The organism is Geobacillus sp. CCR (assembly GCF_052906625.1).
This window is the reverse complement of sequence record NZ_JBREBQ010000002.1, coordinates 156,648-180,815: the sequence shown is the minus strand read 5'-3', so window position 1 is coordinate 180,815 and position 24,168 is coordinate 156,648. Positions and strand designations below refer to the sequence as shown.

Here is a 24,168-nt window from a genome sequence, read left to right as displayed (position 1 = left end):
TCAGATGCAACATAGGCAGCGCGTGAGGCTGCTGAATGCAAAGGTGGGGGAGATGGCCATGGAACACGAACAGCGGTTCAGGCAGGCGAAAACGGCAGCGATCGTCGGGATCGCTGGAAATATGGCGCTTGCTGCTGTCAAGGCGGCGGTCGGCGTGTGGAGCCAAAGCCAAGCGTTGATCGCTGATGCCGCCCATTCAGCGTCCGATGTTGCCGGCTCGTTCGCCGTTTGGGTCGGACTGCGGGCCGCTGCGCGCCCGCCGGATGAGGATCATCCGTACGGGCATGGGAAAGCGGAATCAATCGCCGCCATTATTGTGGCGGTTCTTCTATTTCTCGTTGGGATCGAGATCGGGCGCTCGGCGTTTCTGTCATTTTTCGCCCCACTGTCGCCGCCCGGGGCGGCCGCCATTTACGTCTTGTTGTTGTCGATTGCTGTCAAAGAAGCGATGTTTCGCTATAAATACCGGCTCGGGAAAAAGCTAAACAGCGATGCGCTGATCATCAACGCCTATGAGCACCGATCGGATGTGTTTTCGTCGTTTGCTGCGCTCATCGGCGTCGGCGCCGCCATTGCCGGTGGAAAATGGGAGATTGACTGGCTTGTATACGCCGACCCGCTCGCCGGATTGTTCGTCTCGCTGCTTGTTCTGAAAATGGCATGGGACCTTGGCCGACAGTCGGTCCATACGGCGATCGACCATGTGCTTCACGAGGAAGAGGCCGGCTATTTGCGCGAGGCGGTCTTGTCCATTCCCGATGTGCGGCAAATCAATGAGCTGCATGCGCGCGAGCACGGCCATTACGTCATCGTCGATTTGAAAATCGCCGTCGATCCGCAATTGACGGTCGAAGAGGGGCACCGGATCGGAAAGAAAGTGAAAGAAAAACTGCTGACGCTGCCGCGCGTCCGCAATGTCATGGTTCACATCAACCCGTACAACCCGGAAAAAAAACCGTAATGTCGTTGCCTGCCCTTTTCTCCTTTTTGTATAATAAGGAGAGTTGAGGTGGGAGACATGTTGAAAGCGAAAACGCGTTGGGAGGTGGAGCGCCTCGATGAGCAGGCGGTGAGGCGGCTGGCTGAGGAAGCCGGCGTCACGCCCTTATTGGCGAGGCTTCTCGTCCGCCGCGGGGTGCGGACGGCCTCGGAGGCGGCGGCGTTTCTCAATCCGCTTGAGCAACCGTTTCATGATCCGTTTTTGCTTGATGGGATGGAGCGAGCGATTCAGCGTCTAAAGCGGGCGATCGACGCGGGTGAACGCGTGTTGGTATACGGCGATTACGATGCCGATGGCGTTTGCAGCACGTCGGTGATGGTGAGTGCTCTCAAGGAGGCGGGGGCGTCGGTCGAGTTCTACATTCCGAACCGATTTACGGAAGGATACGGGCCGAACATGGCGGCGTTTCGCTCCGCAAAAGAGCGCGGCGTTTCCGTCATTGTGACCGTCGACAATGGGATTGCGGCGGTCAAGGAAATTGCGGCCGCCAACGAGTGGGGGATGGATGTCATCGTAACGGATCACCACGAGCCAGGTCCGGTGTTGCCGGAGGCGCATGCGATCATTCATCCGAAGCAGCCGGGAAGTACATATCCGTTTCGCGATTTAGCCGGCGTCGGCGTTGCGTTTAAGGTAGCCCATGCCTTGCTTGGGCGGGTGCCGCGCCATTTGCTTGATTTGGTCGCGATCGGCACGATCGCTGATTTGGTTCCGCTTGTTGGGGAAAACCGCCTCTTTGTTGCACACGGGCTTGAAGCGTTGCGAGCGACGGAGCGCATCGGGCTGCGCGCTCTTTTTCGGCAATGCCGCATTGATGCGGCGGCCATCAACGAACAGACGGTCGGATTTGTCATCGCTCCGCGCTTGAACGCGGCGGGGCGCCTCGGCGGCGCCGATCCGGCAGTGGCGCTCTTAATGACGGACGATGAGAACGAAGCGGTGCAGCTGGCGGCGGAGATGGACGAGTTAAACCGCGAACGTCAGCAGCTTGTGGCACAAATCGCTGAAGAAGCGGCGGACATGGTGCGCCGCCAATTTCCTCCTGAGGAACATCGCGTCTTGGTTGTGGCAGGCGAAGGATGGAATGCCGGAGTGGTGGGCATTGTCGCTTCTAAGCTTGTCGAGCAGTTTTACCGCCCGGCGGTCGTGCTTTCAATCGACCGGGAAAAAGGGATCGCCAAAGGGTCAGCCCGCAGCATTCATGGGTTTGACTTATTCGCCAGCCTGTCGCAATGCCGCGACCTGTTGCCGCACTTTGGCGGCCACCCGATGGCGGCGGGGATGACATTGTCGCTTGATGATGTCGAAGAATTACGGCAACGGCTGAACGACATCGCCGCCGAAACGTTGTCTGAGGACGATTTTACGCCGCCGACGTTCATTGATGCTTCCTGTTCGATTGCTGAGTTGACGCTGTCGGCCGCCCGCAGCCTTGAGCGGTTCGCTCCGTTTGGCGTCGGCAATCCGCGGCCGCTTGTTCTCATTGAAGGGGCGTCCGTTGAAACCATGCGGCGCGTCGGGGCGAACGGAGCCCATATGAAAGCCGTCTTTTCCCAAGACGGGGCCGCGATCGATGCCATCGGCTTCGGCCTTGGGCCGTTATGCGAAGAAATCGCTCCGGATGCGCGCATTTCGGCGGTCGGGGAGCTGTCGGTGAACGAATGGAACGGGTTCGCCAAGCCGCAGCTGTCGTTGTGTGATCTGGCGGTCAGCGACTGCCAGCTGTTTGACGTCCGCGGCTGCCGCGACGTCCGTCCACTTCTTGAGCGGCTGCCAAAAGAGAAGCGGCTAGTCGTCTCCTTTCGCTGTGAAACTGGGCAGCGCCCGGACGTGGCGCCATTTCGCGGGGAGCTTCATTGCGTGCCGACCGAAGAAGAGGCGGGCGCCTTATCGATTGACGACCGCTATGTCGTGCTGCTTGACGTGCCGCCGCGGCTGGCCTTGCTGTCGGCGCTTCTTGGCAGCGGGCGGCCGGCGCGCATTTACGCGGTGTTTGCCCAGCCCGAGGCGCAATTTTTCCGCACGTTTCCGACGCGCGACCATTTTAAATGGTTTTACGCCTTTTTGCATCAACACCGTTCGTTTCCGCTCGCCAAGCGCGGTGGTGAGCTGGCCCGCGCCCGCGGTTGGACGGAAGAGACGGTTCATTTTATGGCGAAAGTATTTTTAGAGCTTGACTTTATCAGCGAACAAAACGGCGTCATTTCGCTCGTTCATCAGCCGGCGAAGCGCGATTTGCACGAATCGCCGACGTACCGCCGGCGGCGGGACGAGCTCGAGGCGGAGCATCAGTTAGTCTATTCCACTTACGAGCAATTGAAACGCTGTTTGGCGGAAATGACACGTTCGCAAACGCACGAGGAGGCAAACGTATCATGGACTTAAAACAATACATTACGATTGTGCCCGATTTCCCGAAGCCGGGCATCATGTTTAAAGATATTACAACGCTGATGGACAACGGTCCGGCGTACAAATATGCGACCGACCAAATTGTTCAATATGCGCGCGAAAAACAAATCGATATCGTCGTTGGTCCGGAAGCGCGCGGCTTTATCATCGGATGCCCAGTCGCCTATGCGCTTGGCGTCGGATTTGCGCCGGTGCGCAAGGAAGGGAAGCTGCCGCGCGAAGTCGTCCGTGTGGAGTATGGCCTGGAATATGGAACAGATGTCTTGACGATGCATAAAGATGCCATTAAGCCAGGGCAGCGCGTGTTGATCACCGACGATTTGCTGGCGACGGGCGGGACGATGCGGGCGACGATCGATTTGGTGGAACAGCTCGGCGGAGTGGTGGCCGGATTGGCGTTTTTGATTGAGCTTACCGAGCTTGGCGGCCGCAAAAAATTGGAAGGCTACGATATTTTGACGCTGATGCAGTTTTAAACAGTCGACATTGTTCGCATCTTCGGATACAATAAAGAAAAAAGGGGCACTCACACATGAGTGCTCTTTCTTATTAACGTATGAACGCAACGGACCTCTGTGCTTTGCAGCTTCAATTTTAATCGATTAAAAAGGTGATTCAACCCTATGGCCAATGAACAAGTGCTGACAGCGGAGCAAGTGTTTGAACGAGCGAGCTGTTATTTGTCGGAACAAGACGTCGCCTTTTTGAAAAAGGCGTATGAGTTTGCCAAGCACGCCCATCGCGACCAATTTCGGAAATCGGGCGAACCATACATCATCCATCCGATTCAAGTCGCGGGCATTTTGGTGGACTTAAAGATGGACGCGACAACGATCGCCGCCGGGTTTTTGCATGATGTCATCGAAGACACCGAGGCGACAAAAGAAGACCTCGAGCGCGAGTTCGGCGCGGAAGTGGCGATGCTTGTCGACGGGGTGACGAAGCTTGGGAAAATTAAATATAAATCGCAGGAAGAACAGCAGGCGGAAAACCACCGGAAAATGTTTTTGGCCATGGCGCAAGATATCCGGGTCATTTTGATCAAGCTCGCCGACCGGCTGCACAATATGCGGACATTGAAACATTTGCCGGCCGAAAAACAGCGGCGCATTGCCAATGAGACGCTCGAAATTTTCGCTCCGCTCGCGCATCGGCTCGGCATTTCGAAAATCAAATGGGAGCTTGAGGATACGGCGCTTCGCTATTTAAACCCGCAGCAATATTACCGCATCGTCAATTTAATGAAGAAAAAGCGGGCCGAGCGCGAGCAATATTTGGAGGAAGTCATTCAAGAAGTGCGCGAACGGCTCAACGAAGTGCATATTCCTTGCGAAATTTCCGGGCGTCCGAAACATATTTACAGCATTTATCGAAAAATGGTGATGCAAAATAAACAGTTCAACGAAATTTACGATTTGCTCGCTGTCCGCATCATCGTCAACAGCATCAAAGACTGCTATGCTGTGCTCGGCATTATTCATACATGCTGGAAGCCAATGCCAGGCCGCTTCAAAGACTACATCGCCATGCCGAAGCCGAACATGTACCAATCGCTCCATACGACGGTGATCGGCCCAAAAGGCGAACCGCTTGAGGTGCAAATCCGCACGTTTGAAATGCATCAAATCGCCGAGTTCGGGATCGCCGCCCACTGGGCGTACAAAGAAGGAAAGACGATCAAGCCGAACTCGTTTGAAGAAAAGCTGTCTTGGTTTCGGGAAATTTTGGAATGGCAAAACGATGCGAGCAATGCCGAAGAGTTCATGGAATCGCTCAAGATGGATTTGTTTTCCGACATGGTGTTCGTCTTCACGCCAAAAGGCGATGTCATCGAGCTGCCGGCCGGATCGGTGCCAATCGATTTCGCTTACCGCATCCATTCGGAAATCGGCAACAAGACGATCGGGGCGAAAGTCAACGGCAAAATGGTGCCGCTTGACTACAAGCTGCAAACGGGCGACATCGTCGAAATTTTAACTTCCAATCATTCGTACGGTCCGAGCCAAGACTGGCTGAAACTGGCGAAAACGTCGCAGGCGCGCAACAAAATCCGCCAGTTTTTCAAAAAGCAACGGCGCGAAGAAAACATCGAAAAAGGCAAAGAGATGGTGGAAAAAGAGGTGCGCAGCCTCGGCTTTGAGCCGAAAGAAGTGATGACGGCGGACAACGTAAAGCGCGTCGCCGAAAAGTTCAACTTCTCGAACGAAGACGATATGTATGCGGCAGTCGGCTATCATGGCATCACAGCGGCGCAAATCGCCCATCGGTTGACGGAAAAATGGCGGAAGCAGCGCGATCTCGAGGAACAGCAGCGCAAACTGGCCGAAGCGGTCTTCGAAGCCAAGCTGCCAGCTGGCAAAAAGCGCGACTGCGGCATTCGCGTCCAAGGAATGGACAACTTGCTCATCCGTTTGTCGCGCTGCTGCAACCCGGTGCCGGGCGATGAAATTATCGGCTTCATTACCCGCGGCCGCGGCATTTCCGTCCACCGCGCCGATTGCCCGAACGTCAAGACCGAAGAAGCGGCCGATCGATTGATTGCCGTTGAATGGGAGAGCGGAGCAAACGGCGAGCGTGAATATAACGTGGACATTGAGATCACCGGATTTGACCGCCGCGGTTTGCTGAATGAGGTGCTGCAGGCGGTGAATGAAACGCGCACCGATATTTCCGCCGTCTCGGGACGCTCAGACCACCGACATAAAATTGCGACGATCCATATGACAATCGCCATTCATAATTTGAGCCACTTGCAAAAAGTCGTCGAACGAATCAAACAAATTCCCGACATTTATTCCGTCCAGCGCTTGATGAACAACTAAGGGCGGCGAAAGGAGGGATGCAAGTGAGAGCGGTCATCCAGCGGGCGAAAGAGGCCAAAGTCACCGTCGGCGGCGAAGTCGTTGGTGCCATTGATGCGGGTTTTGTCGTCCTTCTTGGCATCACGCATGAAGATACAGAAGACGATGCTGCCTATTTGGCTGAGAAAATCGCTCATTTGCGCGTTTTTGAAGATGAAGACGGAAAAATGAACCGCTCCTTGCTTGACGTCGGCGGGGCGGTGCTGTCGGTGTCGCAGTTCACCCTTTACGGCGACTGCCGAAAAGGCCGGCGCCCGAACTTTATGGCGGCGGCCAAGCCCGACCATGCCTTGCCGCTGTATGAGGCGTTCAACGCCGCTTTGCGCGAAAGAGGCGTTCATGTAGAAACCGGCGTATTCGGTGCGATGATGGACGTATCGCTCACAAACGACGGGCCAGTCACCTTGATCATCGACAGCAGCGAGAAACTGGGAAACAGATGAAGTTTCCCGGTTTCTTTTTTATTTTCGGCGAAAAATGGGAAAGATGAAAACAGTGGCATAGCAGAGAAAGGAGGAGGGCGATGCGGCAGACGAGAAAAAGTGAACAGGCGCACCAGGCAAGCGATGTGCTGTCCGTCGACTTTCACGAATGGGTGCGGCTCGAGGCCCAATATAGAGCGTTTGAGTTGGCATCCGAATTCGGTGTGGCGCCGAAAGACGTACAAATGTTGAAAAAACAGCAGCCCCGCCCGTAAACATGGCGAGTTGGAAGGAGCGCACGGGGCGTGTGGATGTTTCGTGGGCCTAGGCGGTGTGGCCGTTCAGACGAAACAGCTGCGAATGAGCGTTGCGCATCCGCTCAACACTGATCCGGCTCGGTAGAGGAAAAAATCCATTGCATATGTATTGACAAACATATGCCCCTATATGATAATAAGTATTGGTTTAAAATTATTATAAACTAACAGTCGCAGGAGGTAGATGAAGCAATGTCTTTGGTTGGGAAAAAAGTACAACCATTCCGTGCCCAAGCGTATCACAACGGCGAATTCATCGAAGTGACAGAGCAAGACTTCATGGGGAAATGGAGCATCGTTTGCTTCTATCCAGCGGACTTTACGTTCGTCTGCCCGACGGAGCTCGAAGATTTGCAAGATCACTACGCGACGTTTAAAGAACTTGGCGTGGAAGTGTACTCGGTTTCGACCGACACTCACTTTACTCATAAAGCATGGCACGATACATCGCCAGCCATCAGCAAAATCGAATACGTGATGATTGGCGATCCTTCGCATCAACTGTCGCGCATGTTTGATGTGCTCGATGAAGAACAAGGATTGGCGCAGCGCGGCACGTTCATCATCGATCCAGACGGCGTCATTCAAGCGGTGGAAATCAATGCGGACGGCATCGGCCGCAACGCCAGCACGCTGATTGATAAAATTAAAGCGGCCCAATATGTGCGCAACCATCCGGGTGAAGTCTGCCCGGCGAAATGGAAAGAAGGAGCGGAAACGCTGAAGCCAAGCCTAGACCTCGTCGGCAAAATTTAAGGGGGGCTTAGGCGATGCTGCTGGATGCTGACATCAAGGCGCAACTAGCCCAGTATTTGCAATTGCTTGAAAATGATATTGTCTTGACGGTAAGCGCGGGAGACGACAACGTTTCCCGCGATATGCTTGCTTTAATCGATGAATTAACGGCGATGTCGTCGAAAATCAAAGTGGAAAAAGCGAAGCTGGAACGAACGCCAAGCTTCAGCGTCAACCGGGTCGGCGAAAACACCGGCATCACCTTCGCCGGCGTGCCGCTCGGCCATGAATTTACGTCCCTCGTTTTGGCGCTGCTTCAAGTGAGCGGGCGGCCGCCGAAAGTCAGCCAAGACGTCGTGGACCGCATTCAACAAATCAGAGGCAAACATCATTTTGAAACGTACGTCAGCCTGACCTGCCACAACTGCCCGGACGTCGTGCAAGCGCTCAACATTATGAGCGTGTTGAACCCAGATATTTCGCATACGATGATCGACGGGGCGGCGTTTAAAGAAGAAGCGGAGCAAAAAGGGATTATGGCCGTACCGACGGTGTTTTTAAACGGCAAACTGTTCGCGAGCGGCCGCATGTCGCTTGAAGATATCCTCGCCAAATTAGGGAGTGCTCCGGATGCTTCTTCCTTCGCCGACAAAGAGCCGTTCGACGTGTTGGTGATCGGCGGCGGCCCTGCGGGTGCGACAGCAGCCATTTACGCAGCGCGCAAAGGCATTCGCACTGGGATTGTTGCGGAGCGCTTCGGTGGACAAATTTTAGATACGCTCGGCATTGAAAACTTTATCAGCGTCAAATATACGGAAGGACCGAAGCTTGCGGCCAGCATTGAGGAACATGTGAAGCAATACAACGTCGACATCATGAACTCGCAGCGGGCAAAACGACTCGAGAAAAAAGACTTGATTGAAGTCGAGTTGGAAAACGGCGCCGTGTTGAAAAGCAAAACGGTTGTGATCGCAACGGGCGCCCGTTGGCGCAACCTTGGCGTGCCGGGCGAGGAAGAGTTCAAAAACAAAGGGGTCGCCTATTGCCCGCATTGCGACGGCCCGCTGTTCGAAGGGAAGCACGTGGCGGTCATCGGCGGCGGGAACTCTGGAGTCGAAGCGGCGATTGACCTCGCTGGCATCGCCAGCCATGTGACGCTGCTTGAGTTCGCCCCTGAACTCAAGGCCGATGCTGTTTTGCAAGATCGTTTGTACAGCTTGCCGAACGTAACGGTGATTAAAAACGCGCAAACGACGGAAATCACCGGCACGGACAAAGTCAACGGCTTGACGTACATTGACCGGGAAACAGGGGAAGAACATCATATCGAATTGCAAGGCGTGTTCGTGCAAATCGGCCTTGTTCCGAACACCGAATGGTTGGAAGGAACGGTGGAACGGAATCGCTTCGGTGAAATTATCGTCGATAAACGCGGCGCGACGAACATTGAAGGCGTCTTTGCCGCGGGCGACTGCACGGACAGCGCCTATAAGCAAATCATTATTTCGATGGGCTCGGGTGCAACCGCAGCGTTAAGCGCGTTTGATTATTTGATTCGCCATTAAAGAGAGCCGAAGGTGGACCGCCTCTTCGATCCCATGGAGGGGCGGTTCAATGAATCGGCTCTCTTTTTTTACAACAAGGAGAAAAATGCGATGAGACATCAAGGTTTTTCTCTTTGCGAACAACCATGAATCACAGCTGCTAGGACAACTTGACAAACGGGCGAGATTGTCCGTAATATAAAATTACATCTTTCTCATACGGAACAACCGATGATGGAGAAAAGTAGTTAAGGTCCACATGGCCAGAGAGGAAGCGCCCAAGGCTGCGAGCGCTTCTCCATGATGGCTTAACGAAAGACACTCCGTAGGTTTCCCTTTGAACGCGCTTTGCGCCAGTAAAGGGGAACGTGTGCCATGCGTTAATGGCGACAAGCGGAAGCCGGATCGGCTTCAATTAGGGTGGCACCGCGGGAATGACGCTCTCGTCCCTATCGATCACAGGGACAAGGGCGTTTTATTTTGGGCAAAGGAGGATGAGCATGGCTTTTCAAATTCCAAGAGGGACACAAGATGTGCTGCCGGGTGACTCGGAAAAATGGCAATATGTCGAGCACATTGCCCGCAGCCTCTGCAGCCGGTATGGGTATCAGGAAATCCGGACGCCGATTTTTGAACATACGGAGCTTTTTTTGCGCGGCGTGGGGGATACAACGGACATTGTGCAAAAAGAAATGTACACGTTCGAAGACAAAGGGGGGCGCGCGCTGACGCTCCGCCCGGAAGGAACGGCGCCGGTTGTCAGAGCGTTTGTCGAGCATAAGCTGTACGGCAGTCCGAACCAGCCGCTGAAATTGTATTACAGCGGGCCGATGTTTCGCTACGAGCGTCCGGAAGCGGGACGGTTCCGCCAGTTCGTCCAGTTCGGCGTCGAGGCGCTCGGCAGCAGCGATCCGGCGATTGACGCCGAGGTGATGGCGCTAGCGATGCATATTTACGAAGCGCTTGGCTTAAAACGGATCCGGCTTGTCATTAACAGCTTGGGCGACCTTGACAGCCGCCGGGCGCACCGAGAGGCGCTTGTTCGCCATTTTTCAAACCGCATCCACGAGCTGTGCCCGGACTGCCAGACGAGGCTTCATACGAATCCGCTCCGCATTCTCGACTGCAAAAAAGACCGCGATCATGAGCTGATGGCGACGGCGCCGTCGATTTTAGACTATTTAAATGACGAATCGCGCGCCTATTTTGAGAAAGTGAAACAATACTTGACAGCGCTCGGCATCCCGTTTGTCATCGATGCGCGGCTCGTGCGCGGGCTTGACTATTACAACCACACGACGTTTGAAATTATGAGCGAAGCGGAAGGATTTGGCGCGGCGGCGACGCTGTGCGGCGGCGGGCGTTACAACGGGCTTGTCCAAGAAATCGGCGGTCCGGAGACGCCGGGCATCGGCTTTGCCTTGAGCATCGAGCGGCTGTTGGCCGCCCTTGACGCCGAAGGAGTGGAATTGCCGGTGGAGAGTGGGCTTGACTGCTATGTCGTCGCTGTCGGTGAGCGGGCGAAAGACGAGGCGGTCCGCCTCGTTTATGCATTGCGCCGCTCCGGATTGAGGGTCGATCAAGATTATTTGGGCCGAAAATTGAAGGCGCAGCTGAAGGCCGCCGACCGGCTTGGGGCATCGTTTGTCGCCATTATCGGCGATGAAGAACTCGAGAGACAGGAAGCGGCGGTAAAGCATATGGCGAGCGGCGAGCAAACGAATGTACCGCTCGGCGAGTTGGCGCACTTTTTGCATGAACGGATCGGGAAGGAGGAGTGAGCGAATGGAACGCACATATTATTGCGGAGAAGTGCCGGAAACGGCCGTCGGCGAGCGCGTCGTGCTCAAAGGCTGGGTGCAAAAGCGCCGCGACTTAGGCGGCCTCATTTTCATTGACTTGCGCGACCGAACGGGCATCGTCCAAGTTGTCGCCAGCCCGGACGTGTCGGCTGAAGCGCTGGCGGCAGCGGAGCGCGTGCGGAGCGAATACGTTTTAAGCGTCGAAGGAACGGTCGTCGCCCGCGCGCCCGAGACGGTCAATCCGAACATCGCGACCGGCCGCATTGAAATTCAGGCGGAACGAATCGAGATCATCAACGAGGCAAAAACGCCGCCGTTTTCGATTTCCGATGACACGGATGCGGCGGAAGACGTGCGCTTAAAATATCGGTATTTGGATTTGCGCCGCCCAGTCATGTTTCAAACACTGGCGCTTCGCCACAAAATCACAAAGACGGTGCGCGACTTTTTGGATAGCGAACGCTTTTTGGAAATTGAAACGCCGATGTTGACGAAAAGCACGCCGGAAGGGGCGCGTGACTATTTGGTGCCAAGCCGCGTCCATCCGGGCGAATTTTACGCCTTGCCGCAGTCGCCGCAAATTTTTAAGCAGCTGCTCATGGTCGGCGGCGTGGAACGGTACTACCAAATCGCCCGTTGCTTCCGTGACGAGGATTTGCGCGCTGACCGCCAGCCGGAATTTACGCAAATCGACATCGAAATGTCGTTTATCGAACAAAAGGATATTATGGATTTAACCGAACGGATGATGGCTGCCGTCGTGAAAGCAGCAAAAGGGATCGACATCCCGCGCCCGTTTCCGCGCATCACGTATGACGAGGCGATGAGCCGCTACGGCTCGGACAAGCCGGATATACGCTTTGGCCTCGAGCTCGTCGACGTATCGGAAATCGTCCGTAATTCAGCATTTCAAGTGTTCGCCCGCGCCGTCAAAGAAGGAGGCCAAGTGAAGGCGATCAACGCGAAAGGCGCTGCCCCTCGCTATTCGCGTAAAGATATTGACGCCTTAGGAGAATTTGCCGGCCGCTACGGGGCGAAAGGGCTCGCCTGGCTGAAAGCGGAAGGCGAAGAGCTGAAAGGACCGATCGCCAAGTTTTTCACCGATGAGGAACAGGCGGCGCTGCGTCGAGCGCTTGCTGTCGAAGACGGAGATTTGCTTTTGTTTGTCGCCGACGAAAAAGCGATCGTCGCAGCGGCGCTCGGCGCGTTGCGGCTGAAGCTTGGCAAGGAGCTCGGCTTGATCGACGAAGCGAAGCTCGCGTTTTTGTGGGTGACGGATTGGCCGCTTTTGGAGTATGACGAAGAAGAAGGGCGCTATTACGCCGCCCACCATCCGTTTACGATGCCGGTGCGCGACGACATTCCGCTGTTGGAGACAAACCCAAGCGCCGTCCGCGCGCAGGCGTACGATCTCGTCTTAAATGGCTATGAGCTTGGCGGCGGCTCGCTTCGCATTTTCGAGCGGGACGTGCAAGAAAAAATGTTCCGCGCCTTAGGGTTCAGCGAAGAAGAAGCGCGCCGCCAGTTCGGATTCTTGCTTGAGGCGTTTGAATACGGCACTCCGCCGCACGGCGGCATTGCGCTTGGCCTTGACCGGCTGGTGATGTTGCTCGCTGGGCGCACGAACTTGCGCGATACGATCGCGTTTCCGAAAACGGCGAGCGCGAGCTGCTTGCTTACCGAAGCGCCGGGGCCGGTCAGCGACAAGCAGCTCGAGGAGCTGCACTTGGCGGTTGTGCTTCCAGAAAACGAGTAACAGCGGCATCTGAAAAAGAAACGTTGGCAATAGATGTTCACAAAGGCTGAAAAATGTGTTACAATAAAACTAACAACCGTCCTAATGTGTTCGTCGGATCACTGATCGTTTTGACCGAACAGTTTATGATCCGGGAGCTCGGGGTTTCCAAGCGGCGTGCACGCCTCTTCGTCACAGGGGAAGCGCAAACCTTGGAACAGGGCACCCACCTATGGGAGAGCGGGTTCAAAACGAAGGCATCGACGGCACGATTGGGACTGGCGACATTAAGGAATCAACAACATTTCCCCTATGCGGATGGCCGCATAGGGGTTTTGTTTTGCCAGCAAAATGCCGTTGCCTCTTTTGCTGTCTTGATGGTAGGATAAAAAGCGGCATAAACATCAATTTTGAAGCAAACGGAGAGGAGAACGATGCTGCACCAATTTTCCCGCAATGAACTCGCGATTGGCCCTGAAGGGTTGGAACGCTTAAAAAACGCCACCGTCGCCGTCCTTGGCGTCGGCGGCGTGGGGTCGTTCGCCGTCGAGGCGCTCGCCCGTTCCGGCATTGGCCGATTGGTGCTTGTTGATCGCGATAACGTCGATATCACCAACATCAACCGGCAAATCCATGCGTTGCTCTCGACCATCGGGCGTCCGAAAGTGGAGCTCATGAAAGAGCGCATCGCCGACATCAACCCGGCGTGCGAGGTGATCGCTTTGCAAATGTTTTATACGGAAGAGACGTATGAGCAATTTTTCGCCTATGATCTGGATTTTGTCATCGATGCGTCCGACACGATTGTGTACAAAGTGCATTTGATGAAACAATGCCTCAAGCGCGGCATTCCGATCATCTCCAGCATGGGTGCGGCGAACAAAATGGATCCGACCCGGTTCCGCATTGCCGATATTTCGAAAACACACACCGATCCGATCGCGAAAGTCATCCGCGCCAAGCTGCGCAAAGAAGGGATCCGCCGCGGCATTCCGGTCGTCTTTTCCGACGAGAAGCCGGTGAAAATCCGCGAAGATGTCCGCCAGGTCGTCGGCAATGACGCTTCGCCGATCCGCAAGGCGAAAATGCCGCCGTCTTCGAATGCTTTCGTTCCATCAGTTGCCGGGCTTATTATGGCTTCCTACGTGATTCATCGTCTATTAGAGGGAATTCCCATAAGGCGCGTTGGCGACGATTGAACGACTCCACCTTCATTTCGAACAAAATGGGAAGGTGGAGATTCCTGTGAACATCGGTGCATTCACCGGTTTGTTAGCGGGCGCTGTCCGTCGTTCCAGCGGTGAAAACGTGTCCCGATGCTTGTTGGGGCACCTTCTTTTTTTATGAATGGGCGAGCGATTCGTTCGATCCGTTCGCCTCGGCGGCAAACAGCTGGGCAAGAGAGAAGCGGTCGCCTTCTTCGGAAGCGAGCTGGCGGGCGCGGGCCATGATTTTCACGAGCGCTTCATAATCTTCTTGCACGGTGGTCTGCCTCGTTTCAAGGCGTTCGAGTTTTTGAGCAAGCTGTTCGTTCCGCGTCTGCCATTCCGCCCGCTCGCGTTTCAGGCGCTCGTTGTCCTGGCGGATCGCTTCCATCTCCTCGATGCCGCGCCGCAATGTTTGCAAAAATGAAATGCACTGCTCCAGTGTCAATGGGGCCGCCGGGAGAAAAGGCGATGACCCTTCGGCGCCATCCCGTTCTCCAGAAGGACTCCAAGCAGCAACCGTACTGTCTTTTTGCCACTTTTTCATCATTTCGAGCGCCCGTTTCCGTTCTTTCCGCTGCTTTTTTGCCTGTTCGATCGCCTCAAGGTACCGTTTGCGCACCTCGGCGTTCCAACGGAATCCGCATGCTGCCGCTGTGCGGTGCAGTTGTCTCCCAACGACTTCAAAAGCGGCAAGTTGCGTTTTTCCTTCGCGTATATATTGCAGCACCGTTTCAGCCAACAGTACATCTTCTTCATGTGACCAAGCATCCTGTCTTGTTTTCATGTTGTCCACCCCATCAAATGGTAATGTTGATATGGTCATAGTTTTTCCGTTTGATTTCCACTTTAAACTTCGCCCTTTTCATTTTTCCCATTTTCATGTATCATAGAAATAGTTTTGTATGACCGGTCAGTTCAAAACAATTAGACTGATTGGTCAAAATCGTGGGATGAGAGGTGGCATGATGACGTTTTTGACCAGGTTCAGTTTGAAAAATGCGGCAGCTGTGTTTGTATGTTCGTTTTTGCTCATGTTTCTAGGACTGTATTCCTTCTCCTCCTTGAAGGTCGATTTGCTGCCGAACATTGAATTTCCCCAGTTGTCGATTGAAGTGGTCTATCCTGGGGCTTCTCCGCAAGACGTGAATGAGGAGGTCACGGCCAAGCTCGAGGAAAAACTGAAGTCCCTTGACGGGCTTAAGCAAATGCAGAGTTCTTCCTATGAAGGAATGGCCGTTATGAATCTTGAATTTCCGTTTCGGACGGATATGGAGAAAATGGAGCGGCAGGTCGAATCGCTCATTGATAAGGCAGGATTGCCCGATAATGTGCAAACGGAAGTCAATCGGTTTTCATTCGGTTCCATCCCGGTTTTCAACATTTCCTTGTTTGCCAAAAACGGAACCGATCTGCAAACGTTGCTGGAAACCGAAGTGATTCCAGAATTGAATAAAATCGACGGGGTGAATTCCGTTTCGATCGGTGGAGACAGCGAGCGCCTCATCCGGATCACAGTCGATCGGAAAAAGGCTGCTCAGGCGGGATTGAACTTGTCAGAGATTAAAAACCAAATCAATGAAAAGGTGTTGGCGTTCCCGGCTGGAACGTTGCAAACCGATACATGGCAAATTCCTGTTCGCGTCGAGGAAAAATTGAACACCATCCATGAGTTGAAAAATCTGAAACTCGTGCCGACAGCTGTTCCTATGGCGGCGAATGGATTGCAGCGCGTTGCGTCCGTGAAGCTTGGGGATATTGCGACGATTGAGGAAGTCAACGAGCAAAGCGAATTCACCCGCTATAATTTGAAGCCATCGCTGTCGATGGCGGTGACGAAAAAACAAGATGCCAATACGATTGAAGTGGCAGACCAAGTGATCAAAGTGCTGAATTCCTACAAACATCAGTTTGATTATTCCATCGGGTTTGATTCGTCAGCTGGCATCAAACAATCCGTTGAATCGCTTGTCCGTGAAGGGCTGCTCGGGGCGCTGTTCGCTTCGCTGGCCGTCTTGCTCTTTTTGCGCAACGTTCGGGCGACTGTGATTGCCATCGTCTCGATTCCGCTCTCGCTGCTTGTATCGGCCATTTTTCTCAATCGTATGGATATTACCCTCAATGTCATGACGCTTGGCGGCATGGCCGTCGCCGTCGGCCGAGTCGTGGATGACAGCATTGTCGTGATCGAAAATATTTTCCGCCGCGTCCGCCGGGAGAAAACAGGCATGAGCGATGATTTAGTCGAGCAATCAACGAAAGAAATTGTCAAAGCGATTGTGTCCTCGACCATCACAACGGTTGTCGTCTTTTTGCCTCTCGGGCTTGTTGGGGGCATTACAGGGGAATTTTTCCTGCCTTTTGCCTTGACGATTACGTTTGCCCTGTTGGCCTCTTTGTTGGTGGCCGTGACAGTTGTGCCGATTTTAGCGAAATTTTCGTTCCGCCGTGTGCCGCCAGAGGAAAAAGAAGGAGCGCTTCAGCGTCTGTATGGCCGAATCATTGAATGGGCGCTCAACCATAAAGCGATTGTCTTTGTGTTGTCGGTTGTGCTATTGGTTGGTTCATTGACGCTCGTGCCGAAACTTGGATTTACGTTTTTGCCGAACGAAGAGCAGAAAACGCTGGTGGCGAGCATTGAACTGCCGGCTTCCACATCGGTGGCCAAAACGAATGATGTGTCGTTGGAGATGGAAAAGATGTTTTTAAAACGAAGCGATGTCGAGAGCGTCACCGCCGCGGTGGGAAGCCGCGATTTCCGCACAGGATTGAAGCGGCCCAATCAAGCCAGCTATTATATTCTATTAAAGGACAGCGCTGACACCGCGAAAACCGTGGCCGTTTTCGAAAAAGAAATGCGCCGCATCGCGAATCAGCTCGCGCCCGGGGCAAAAGTGGGCGTGCAAGAGATGTCGAGCGGAGGGCCGCCAACGAATAATAACGTGAATATTGACTTATACTCCAATGATTTGGAGGCGCTCCAAACAGCAGCCAAACAGGTCGAGACGTATTTAAAACAACGCGATGATGTCAAAGATGTGACGAATAACTTGACGGAAAAGCAAAAACAAGTGATTGTCGCCATTGATCCGGAAAAGGCGGCCGCTTATGGCGTTTCGGGCATGCAATTGCTGGGGGCGGTGGCCGATGCGACCAAACCGGTCGATGTGGGGACGCTGAAACTCGGCGGCAAGGATGAGCAAGTCGAACTTTCGTATGATGAAACGTTGGGATCGATCGATGAGTTGAAAGAGCTTCCGATCGTGACGAGAAACGGAGTGATTCCACTTTCAGCTGTCGCCGAAGTGAAAGAGGCGGACGTGTATACGTCCATTCAAAAGCTGGACGGAAAAGTGTTTGCCCGCGTATCCGCCCAGATTGTCGGCGACAACATTCAGAAAGTAACGAATGATATTTCGAAACATGTAAATGATTTGAAGATCCCATCCGATGTCACAGTGAAAACGGGCGGCGGAAGCGATGAGACGGTGCAGACGTTCCGCGAGCTCGGTGTGGCCATGGCGGCGGCCATCGGGCTTGTGTATTTGACGATGCTGATTACATTTGGCAAAGTGCGGGTGCCGCTGATCATTTTATCTTCCCTTTTGTTTGTTCCCATCGGTTCGCTGTTTGCTTTGTATGTGGCCGATGAGCCGCTTTCCATCAGCGTCATGATCGGCTTGTTGATGCTCATTGGCATCGTGACGACCAATGCGATCGTGCTGGTGGATCGAATCGGACAAAACCGCGAACAAAAACGGATGACGGTGCGAAGCGCCATCATTGAAGCCGGCAAAACACGGCTGCGGCCGATTTTAATGACAGCCTTTGCGACTGTGACAGCGCTCATTCCGCTTGCGCTGACGAATGAGGCCGGCACGTTGATTTCGAAAGGGCTGGCCATCACGGTCATCGGCGGCCTGACGTCGTCGACGTTATTGACGCTTGTGTTCATTCCTGCGATGTATGAGGCGTTTTTCTTCCGGACGGCAAAACGCGAACCGATGGCAAAATGACAGGGCTGGATGGCCGGATAACGGGCCGTCCGGCATTTTTTTTCATGGCAAGATCGACTATAATGGACATGAAGAAGGAGTAAGGAAGGAGAAAACATTGGGACGGAAAGAGGACATCATTGAAACGGCGATGAAATTATTCGCCGAAAAAGGCTATCACGCTACCTCCATGCAGGAAATAGCCGAGCGGAGCGGAGTAGCCAAAGGTTCGATTTACAATTATTTCAAATCAAAAGAAGAGTTGGCTGTATCGATTTTCCGCTACCATTATGAAGTCTTGTTTCGCCAGCTTAAACAAATCGAGGCTGATCCCGCCTTAACCGCGCGCGAGCGGTTTTGCCGTCAGTTGACTGTACAAATCCAGCTGTTTGACGAACATAAAGAGCTGGTGCAAATGCAGTTGGGCGAACAAGCTGTGAAGGTGAGCCATGAGGTGCAGCATCTGGTGTTTCGCATCCGCGCCCATACGCTCCACTGGTATCGCCGGGCGATTGAAGACATATACGGCGAACAAGTGCGTCCAGTTTCGTTTGATTGCGCGACGATGCTCAACGGAATGCTGAAAGAATATCTGATTTACTTGGCGGTAGACCGAAAGCCGCTGCTTCCTGAGAAGCTTGCCCCCTTCTTGCTCGATCGGCTTGATGCCATCGTTGCCAGCCTGCTTGACGGCAAGACGGGATTGCTCGATGAAACGGTGATGGCGGATTACATTGCTGCGGCGACCCAAGAGCGGAGTCAATGGAAAGAACGGGCCATCAGCTGTTTAGAGCGCATGGCGGCGCTGCGTCCGGTTGAAGACGATATTCTTCGCTCGCTGCGCTTATTGAAGGAAGAACTCGAGAAAGGGGAGACAGCTAGGCGGTTTATGGTGGAGGCGCTTCTGCTCTATTTGGCGAAATACTCGCTTCCGCTGTACAATGAGTTGAAGGAGGCCATTGAACGCTATTTTTATTAAAACCACCGATCTTCCCACGGGGAGACGCCCCATTCGCCGAAAATGAATAGGCGGCATCGGAGGATGTCTGTGAACATAGCGTCATCAATCTCAAGGAGGGGGTCGGCATGCCCAAAACGACGGAGCCGCTTGCTTGGCGGATGCGGCCGCGGACGATCGATGAGATCGTTGGGCAACAGCACATCATTGGCCCTAGTACGCCGCTTTATAAAATGGTCAAAAAAGGTCATGTTCCATCGCTTTTGCTTTACGGAGAGCCGGGGACAGGGAAGACGTCGCTCGCTTACGCCATTGCCCGCACCGCCGGGCGCGAATGGGTCGCTATCAATGCGACGGCCGCCGGCAAAAAGGAAATCGAAGAGGCAGTCGAAGCGGCGCGCTGGTCAGGGAACGTCGTGTTGTTTATCGACGAAATCCATCGGCTGAATAAAGCGCAGCAAGACGTTTTGTTGCCGCATCTCGAATCCGGGCTCGTGACCTTGATTGGCGCCACAACGGAAAACCCGTTTCACGAGGTCAATCCCGCCATTCGCAGCCGCTGCGGGCAAATCCAACAACTGAAACCGCTCAAGCCGGATGACCTCATGATCATTCTGAAGCGGGCGCTCGCTGATCCGGAACGAGGGGTCGGCGAGCCGCCGGTTGTCATTGACGAGTCGTTGTTATGGCGCATCGCCGAGGCAGCCGGTGGGGATGCGCGCGTCGCGCTTTCGCTTCTGGAGGCGGCGGTTGCGGCTGCCGATGAGCGCCACGGCCGCTTGTATATTGATGAGGATATCGTGGCTTCATGCACCGCAAACCGCGGTTTTACCCATGACAAATATGGCGATCATTATTATTCGTTGTTGTCCGCGTTTCAAAAAAGCGTGCGCGGCAGCGATGCCGATGCCGCGCTTCATTATTTGGCCCGTCTGCTTGAAGGCGGAGACTTGGCGTCCGTTTGCCGGAGATTGCTTGTGATGGCTTATGAGGACATCGGACTTGCCAATCCGATGATGGGAGTGAAAGTACAGGCAGCGGTCGAAGCGGCGGAACGCCTCGGACTGCCGGAAGCGCGCATTCCGCTCGCGGTTGTGACGATTGAACTCTGTTTAAGCCCGAAATCCAACAGTGCTTACAAGGCGCTGGACGCTGCCATTGCCGATGTCCGTTCCGGCAAGCTTGGCGATATTCCGGATCATTTAAAAGACGCTCATTACAAAGGGGCGGCTGCACTCGGGCGTGGACAAGGCTACTTGTATCCGCACGATTATCCGAACGGCTGGGTGGCGCAAGCGTATTTGCCCTCCGCTCTGGAAGGCGTCCGCTATTATGAACCGAAAGAGCATGGCGAGGAAAAACATTACGCCAAGGTGTACCGGCGGCTTGAGCAGTTGAAACAAGAGGTCAAGGTTCAGCCGTGAAGGGAAAGGGATTTTTATGATATAATAACACAGGCGTTTCATGCTCGCTTTGACCGAGCTGACCGGATGGAACGTGGCGTACATTCGCATCGGGATCGAAGCGTTCGTGCTGTTGGCCGGCTGGTTGCTCGGCGGCCCGGTGTCGTTTGGCACGTTCCTTTTTTGTGTGACGATCGGTTCGATGCCGGCTTGGCGCTGCCGCAATGCCAAAAGGTCGCAAGCCGCCTGCTTGGACCGGCCGCCGGCACTCGGACGCAAGGGTTAAGCGGTTAGGAGGGATATGAATGAAGATTTCGACGAAAGGCCGATATGGCTTGACGATTATGATTGAATTGGCCAAAAAATATGGCGATCGTCCGATCTCGCTTCGTTCGATCGCCAAGGCGAACAATTTATCTGAACATTATTTAGAGCAGCTCGTCACGCCGTTGCGCAACGCCGGGCTCGTCAAAAGCATTCGTGGAGCGTATGGCGGCTATGTGCTCGCTGAGCATCCGGCGAAAATCACCGCCGGCGACATTTTGCGCGTGTTGGAGGGGCCGCTGACCCCGGTCGAGGAGCTCGAGGAGGAAGAGCCGGCGAAGCGCGAGCTATGGATTCGCATCCGCGATGCGGTCGAGGAAGTGCTCGACAGCACAACGCTCGAAGATTTGGCGAAGTATAGCGACGGGGATGAAGGGGCATATATGTTTTATATTTAAGCAACAGAAAGGAAAGGAGAATGACCGTTGGAACGGATTTATTTGGACCATGCGGCAACTTCCCCGGTCCATCCAGACGTAGCTGCCGGTATGGTCCAGTGGATGACGGAACAGTTCGGCAACCCGTCAAGCATCCATCATTTTGGACGGCAGAGCCGCCGCGCGGTCGATGAAGCGAGGGCTGTTGTCGCCCGCTCGATTGGGGCGAAAGAGACGGAGATTGTGTTTACAAGCGGCGGCACGGAAGCGGATAACTTTGCGGTCATCGGAACGGCCATAGCGAACCGCGGCCGCGGCAATCATATCATTACAACCGCCATCGAGCATCATGCGGTGCTGCGCGCTTGTGAATATTTAGAGACGCAAGGGTTTGAGGTCACGTATTTGCCCGTTGACGAACAAGGGACGGTATCGGTCGAGGATGTCAAGGCCGCGCTGCGCGATGAGACCGTTTTGGTGTCGGTCATGTTTGCCAACAACGAAGTCGGCACGATCCAGCCGATTCGCGAAATCGGGGCGCTGCTTCGCGATCATCCGGCTTATTTCCATACGGACGCCGTCCAGGCGTACGGGCTTCTTCCGATCGATGTGAATGAATACGGGATCGATTTGCTGTCGATTTCCGCTCATAAAATCAACGGCCCGAAAGGAAGCGGGGCTTTGTATGTCCGGGAAACGGTCCGCATCACTCCGCTCCTTTTCGGCGGCGAACAGGAGCGGAAGCGGCGCGCCGGCACGGAAAACGTCCCCGGCATCATCGGCTTGGCGCAGGCGGCGGAAATCGCTGAGCGAACAAGGGAAGAGAAACGTCGGCAATATGCGGCGTGGCGCGAGGCGATGCTTGCGATTTTCCGCTCCTCAGGGATCGACTATGCGGTCAACGGCCGCCCGGATGGCCTGCCGCATATTTTGAATGTCGCCTTCCCGGGAACGAATGTCGAATCGCTGCTCGTGAACTTGGATTTAGCCGGCATTGCCGCCTCGAGCGGGTCAGCATGCACCGCCGGGTCAATCGACCCGTCGCACGTGCTTGTCGCGATGTGCGGAAAAGAGTCGGAGCGCATCCGTTCGTCTGTGCGCTTCAGCTTCGGGCTCGGCAATACGATGGAACAAATTGAGCGGGCGGCCGAGGAAACAGTGAAGATCATAAAGCGGCTCACAAACCGCTAAAGGGGGGAAACAGCATGAACAAAGCGCCGCACGGAACGCGCGTCGTCGTCGGCATGTCCGGCGGGGTCGACTCGTCGGTCGCTGCGCTGCTATTGAAAGAACAAGGATATGATGTGATCGGCATTTTTATGAAAAACTGGGATGACACCGATGAAAACGGCGTTTGCACGGCGACTGAGGACTACGAAGACGTCGTGCGCGTTTGCAATCAAATCGGCATCCCGTATTATGCGGTCAATTTTGAAAAACAGTATTGGGACAAAGTGTTTACGTACTTTTTGAATGAATACAAAGCCGGGCGCACGCCGAACCCGGACGTGATGTGCAATAAGGAAATTAAGTTCAAGGCGTTTTTAGAGCACGCCATGTCGATCGGCGCCGATTACATCGCAACCGGCCATTACGCCCGCGTCGAGTTTCGCGATGGCGAATATAAAATGCTGCGTGGAGCCGACCCGAACAAAGACCAAACGTACTTTTTAAACCAGCTCGGCCAAGCTCAGCTGTCGAAAGTGATGTTTCCGATCGGCCATTTGCAGAAAGCGGACGTGCGCCGGATCGCCAAAGAGGCTGGGCTCGCCACCGCTGGAAAAAAAGACAGCACGGGCATTTGCTTTATCGGCGAACGCGATTTCAAAGAATTTTTGAGCCATTATTTGCCGGCTCAGCCGGGAGTGATGAAAACGCTCGATGGCGAAGTGAAAGGGCGGCATGACGGCGTCATGTATTACACGATCGGCCAGCGCCACGGCCTTGGCATCGGCGGCAGCGGCGAACCGTGGTTTGTCGTCGGCAAAGATGTGCGCGAAAATGTGCTGTATGTCGCCCAAGGGTTTGAAAACGAATATTTGTATTCCACCTCGCTAAAGGCGGTCGATGTCAACTGGGTGTCTGACCGCAAGCCGGAAGCGCCGTTCCGTTGCACGGCGAAATTTCGCTATCGTCAGCCTGATGTCGGCGTGACGGTCCACCCGCTTGCGGACGGCGGGGCGGAAGTCGTGTTTGATGCGCCGGCGCGGGCGGTGACGCCGGGGCAGGCGGTTGTTTTTTACAACGGCGAGGAATGCCTCGGCGGCGGTACGATCGATGAGGTGTTCCGCAACGGCGAAAAGCTTTGGTATGTTGGTTGACGGATGTGCCGGTGCGCACGATCTTCAATCAGGCTATTAGGCTGGAGGCCGTTGCTTGAAAATCACGTTGAATCAGGGAGGGGATGGGCGGTGGCCAATTTCAACGAACAAGGCTTGGCGTATATGCGCGAGGGGAAGTATGAGGAAGCCATCCGCTGTTTTTCCGCTGCGGTCGAACAGCATCCGGACGATCCAGCCGGGTACATTAACATTGGCACGGTTCTCGTTGCTGCCGGTGAAGAAGAGAAGGCGCTTGACTGTTTCCGACAGGCGTTGAAAATTGACAAGAAGGCGGCGGCCGCGTATTACGGCATGGGTACAGTGCATTATAAGCGTGAGCAGTTCGCGAAAGCGAAAGATATGTTTGAGCGCGCGCTAGGGCTTGGTCTTGACGATGCCGATACGCATTTTATGCTCGGCATGTCCTTATGGCGGCTCGAGATGCCGCGGCTGGCGCTGCCGTATTTGCAGCGCGCGGCTGAGCTGAACGAGACGGATGCCGAAGCGCTGTTTCAGCTTGGCCTTTGCCTCGCCACGCTCGATTATGTCGATGAGGCGAAGCGTTATTTCGAAAAAACGTTGGAACTCGATCCGCGCCACGCTGATGCGTACTACAATTTAGGCGTCATTTATGCGTACAAAGATGAGCTCGATGCCGCCCGCAATATGTTTGCCGCTGCCTTGGAAGCCAAGCCCGATCACGTGCTTGCCGGATACGGAAAGAAACTGATGGAAAAGCGGCTTGCGCCGTAAAAAG

At 54.4% G+C, this 24,168-nt stretch carries 20 protein-coding genes, 1 other RNA gene and 1 other annotated feature; of the genes, 20 read left to right on the top strand and 1 reads right to left on the bottom strand.

Annotation, left to right across the window (positions count from 1 at the left end):
• Nucleotides 1-52 precede the first annotated feature (52 nt).
• From ACVBDQ_RS02170 to ACVBDQ_RS02115, 12 genes are all read left to right on the top strand, one after another.
• On the top strand, nt 53-961 hold the full coding sequence (locus ACVBDQ_RS02170; protein WP_307894948.1) for a cation diffusion facilitator family transporter: 909 nt from the start codon (nt 53-55) through the stop codon (nt 959-961).
• A 57-nt stretch (nt 962-1,018) separates the two neighbouring features.
• The gene (gene recJ, locus ACVBDQ_RS02165) at nt 1,019-3,385 is read left to right on the top strand and encodes a single-stranded-DNA-specific exonuclease RecJ (protein WP_069304623.1); all 2,367 of its coding nucleotides are present in this window, start codon (nt 1,019-1,021) and stop codon (nt 3,383-3,385) included.
• A complete protein-coding gene (locus ACVBDQ_RS02160) occupies nt 3,376-3,888 on the top strand; it encodes an adenine phosphoribosyltransferase (protein WP_013144641.1) in 513 nt (170 codons plus the stop codon). The genes recJ and ACVBDQ_RS02160 overlap by 10 nt, the downstream gene beginning before the upstream one ends.
• Before the next feature lie 147 nt (nt 3,889-4,035).
• Complete coding sequence (locus ACVBDQ_RS02155) at nt 4,036-6,234, top strand: RelA/SpoT family protein (protein WP_011232055.1); 2,199 nt, start codon at nt 4,036-4,038, stop codon at nt 6,232-6,234.
• A gap of 23 nt (nt 6,235-6,257) precedes the next feature.
• Nucleotides 6,258-6,716, top strand: coding sequence for a D-aminoacyl-tRNA deacylase (dtd, locus tag ACVBDQ_RS02150; RefSeq protein ID WP_011232054.1), 459 nt, complete (start codon nt 6,258-6,260; stop codon nt 6,714-6,716).
• An 80-nt stretch (nt 6,717-6,796) separates the two neighbouring features.
• Nucleotides 6,797-6,970, top strand: a complete 174-nt coding sequence (locus tag ACVBDQ_RS02145; RefSeq protein ID WP_014196408.1) for a hypothetical protein — start codon at nt 6,797-6,799, stop codon at nt 6,968-6,970.
• Nucleotides 6,971-7,204: 234 nt separating this feature from the next.
• Nucleotides 7,205-7,768, top strand: coding sequence for an alkyl hydroperoxide reductase subunit C (gene ahpC, locus ACVBDQ_RS02140; protein WP_011232052.1), 564 nt, complete (start codon nt 7,205-7,207; stop codon nt 7,766-7,768).
• A gap of 14 nt (nt 7,769-7,782) precedes the next feature.
• On the top strand, nt 7,783-9,312 hold the full coding sequence (gene ahpF, locus ACVBDQ_RS02135; protein WP_011232051.1) for an alkyl hydroperoxide reductase subunit F: 1,530 nt from the start codon (nt 7,783-7,785) through the stop codon (nt 9,310-9,312).
• Nucleotides 9,313-9,513: 201 nt separating this feature from the next.
• Nucleotides 9,514-9,745, top strand: a binding site (T-box leader).
• 46 nt (nt 9,746-9,791) lie between these two features.
• Nucleotides 9,792-11,072 (top strand): histidine--tRNA ligase, encoded by a 1,281-nt coding sequence (hisS, locus tag ACVBDQ_RS02130; RefSeq protein ID WP_011232050.1) that lies wholly within the window; start codon nt 9,792-9,794, stop codon nt 11,070-11,072.
• Between the two features lie 4 nt (nt 11,073-11,076).
• A complete protein-coding gene (gene aspS / locus ACVBDQ_RS02125; protein ID WP_014196407.1) occupies nt 11,077-12,849 on the top strand; it encodes an aspartate--tRNA ligase in 1,773 nt (590 codons plus the stop codon).
• Nucleotides 12,850-12,924: 75 nt separating this feature from the next.
• Nucleotides 12,925-13,111, top strand: a non-coding RNA gene (gene ssrS / locus ACVBDQ_RS02120) — 6S RNA.
• A 151-nt stretch (nt 13,112-13,262) separates the two neighbouring features.
• Nucleotides 13,263-14,027: a tRNA threonylcarbamoyladenosine dehydratase gene (locus ACVBDQ_RS02115; protein ID WP_014196406.1), complete on the top strand. Its 765-nt coding sequence runs from the start codon at nt 13,263-13,265 to the stop codon at nt 14,025-14,027.
• A 142-nt stretch (nt 14,028-14,169) separates the two neighbouring features.
• On the opposite strand, the gene ACVBDQ_RS02110 is transcribed toward ACVBDQ_RS02115, so the two are convergent.
• Nucleotides 14,170-14,820 carry an RsfA family transcriptional regulator gene (locus ACVBDQ_RS02110; protein ID WP_014196405.1) on the bottom strand — a complete coding sequence of 217 codons (651 nt, stop codon included), beginning with the start codon at nt 14,818-14,820 and terminating at the stop codon, nt 14,170-14,172.
• Nucleotides 14,821-15,001: 181 nt separating this feature from the next.
• Between ACVBDQ_RS02110 and ACVBDQ_RS02105 the strand changes: the two genes are divergently transcribed.
• From ACVBDQ_RS02105 to ACVBDQ_RS02070, 8 genes are all read left to right on the top strand, one after another.
• Nucleotides 15,002-18,049 (top strand): efflux RND transporter permease subunit, encoded by a 3,048-nt coding sequence (locus tag ACVBDQ_RS02105; RefSeq protein ID WP_011232046.1) that lies wholly within the window; start codon nt 15,002-15,004, stop codon nt 18,047-18,049.
• A 97-nt stretch (nt 18,050-18,146) separates the two neighbouring features.
• The gene (locus ACVBDQ_RS02100) at nt 18,147-19,007 is read left to right on the top strand and encodes a TetR/AcrR family transcriptional regulator (RefSeq protein WP_011232045.1); all 861 of its coding nucleotides are present in this window, start codon (nt 18,147-18,149) and stop codon (nt 19,005-19,007) included.
• A 107-nt stretch (nt 19,008-19,114) separates the two neighbouring features.
• Nucleotides 19,115-20,410 (top strand): replication-associated recombination protein A, encoded by a 1,296-nt coding sequence (locus ACVBDQ_RS02095; protein WP_011232044.1) that lies wholly within the window; start codon nt 19,115-19,117, stop codon nt 20,408-20,410.
• Between the two features lie 40 nt (nt 20,411-20,450).
• Nucleotides 20,451-20,675 carry a hypothetical protein gene (locus ACVBDQ_RS02090; RefSeq protein WP_011232043.1) on the top strand — a complete coding sequence of 75 codons (225 nt, stop codon included), beginning with the start codon at nt 20,451-20,453 and terminating at the stop codon, nt 20,673-20,675.
• Between the two features lie 19 nt (nt 20,676-20,694).
• A complete protein-coding gene (gene cymR / locus ACVBDQ_RS02085) occupies nt 20,695-21,111 on the top strand; it encodes a cysteine metabolism transcriptional regulator CymR (protein WP_011232042.1) in 417 nt (138 codons plus the stop codon).
• A gap of 27 nt (nt 21,112-21,138) precedes the next feature.
• On the top strand, nt 21,139-22,281 hold the full coding sequence (locus ACVBDQ_RS02080) for a cysteine desulfurase family protein (protein ID WP_011232041.1): 1,143 nt from the start codon (nt 21,139-21,141) through the stop codon (nt 22,279-22,281).
• Nucleotides 22,282-22,295: 14 nt separating this feature from the next.
• A complete protein-coding gene (mnmA, locus tag ACVBDQ_RS02075; RefSeq protein WP_119877911.1) occupies nt 22,296-23,411 on the top strand; it encodes a tRNA 2-thiouridine(34) synthase MnmA in 1,116 nt (371 codons plus the stop codon).
• A gap of 90 nt (nt 23,412-23,501) precedes the next feature.
• A complete protein-coding gene (locus tag ACVBDQ_RS02070; RefSeq protein ID WP_011232039.1) occupies nt 23,502-24,164 on the top strand; it encodes a tetratricopeptide repeat protein in 663 nt (220 codons plus the stop codon).
• The last annotated feature ends 4 nt before the right edge of the window (nt 24,165-24,168 follow it).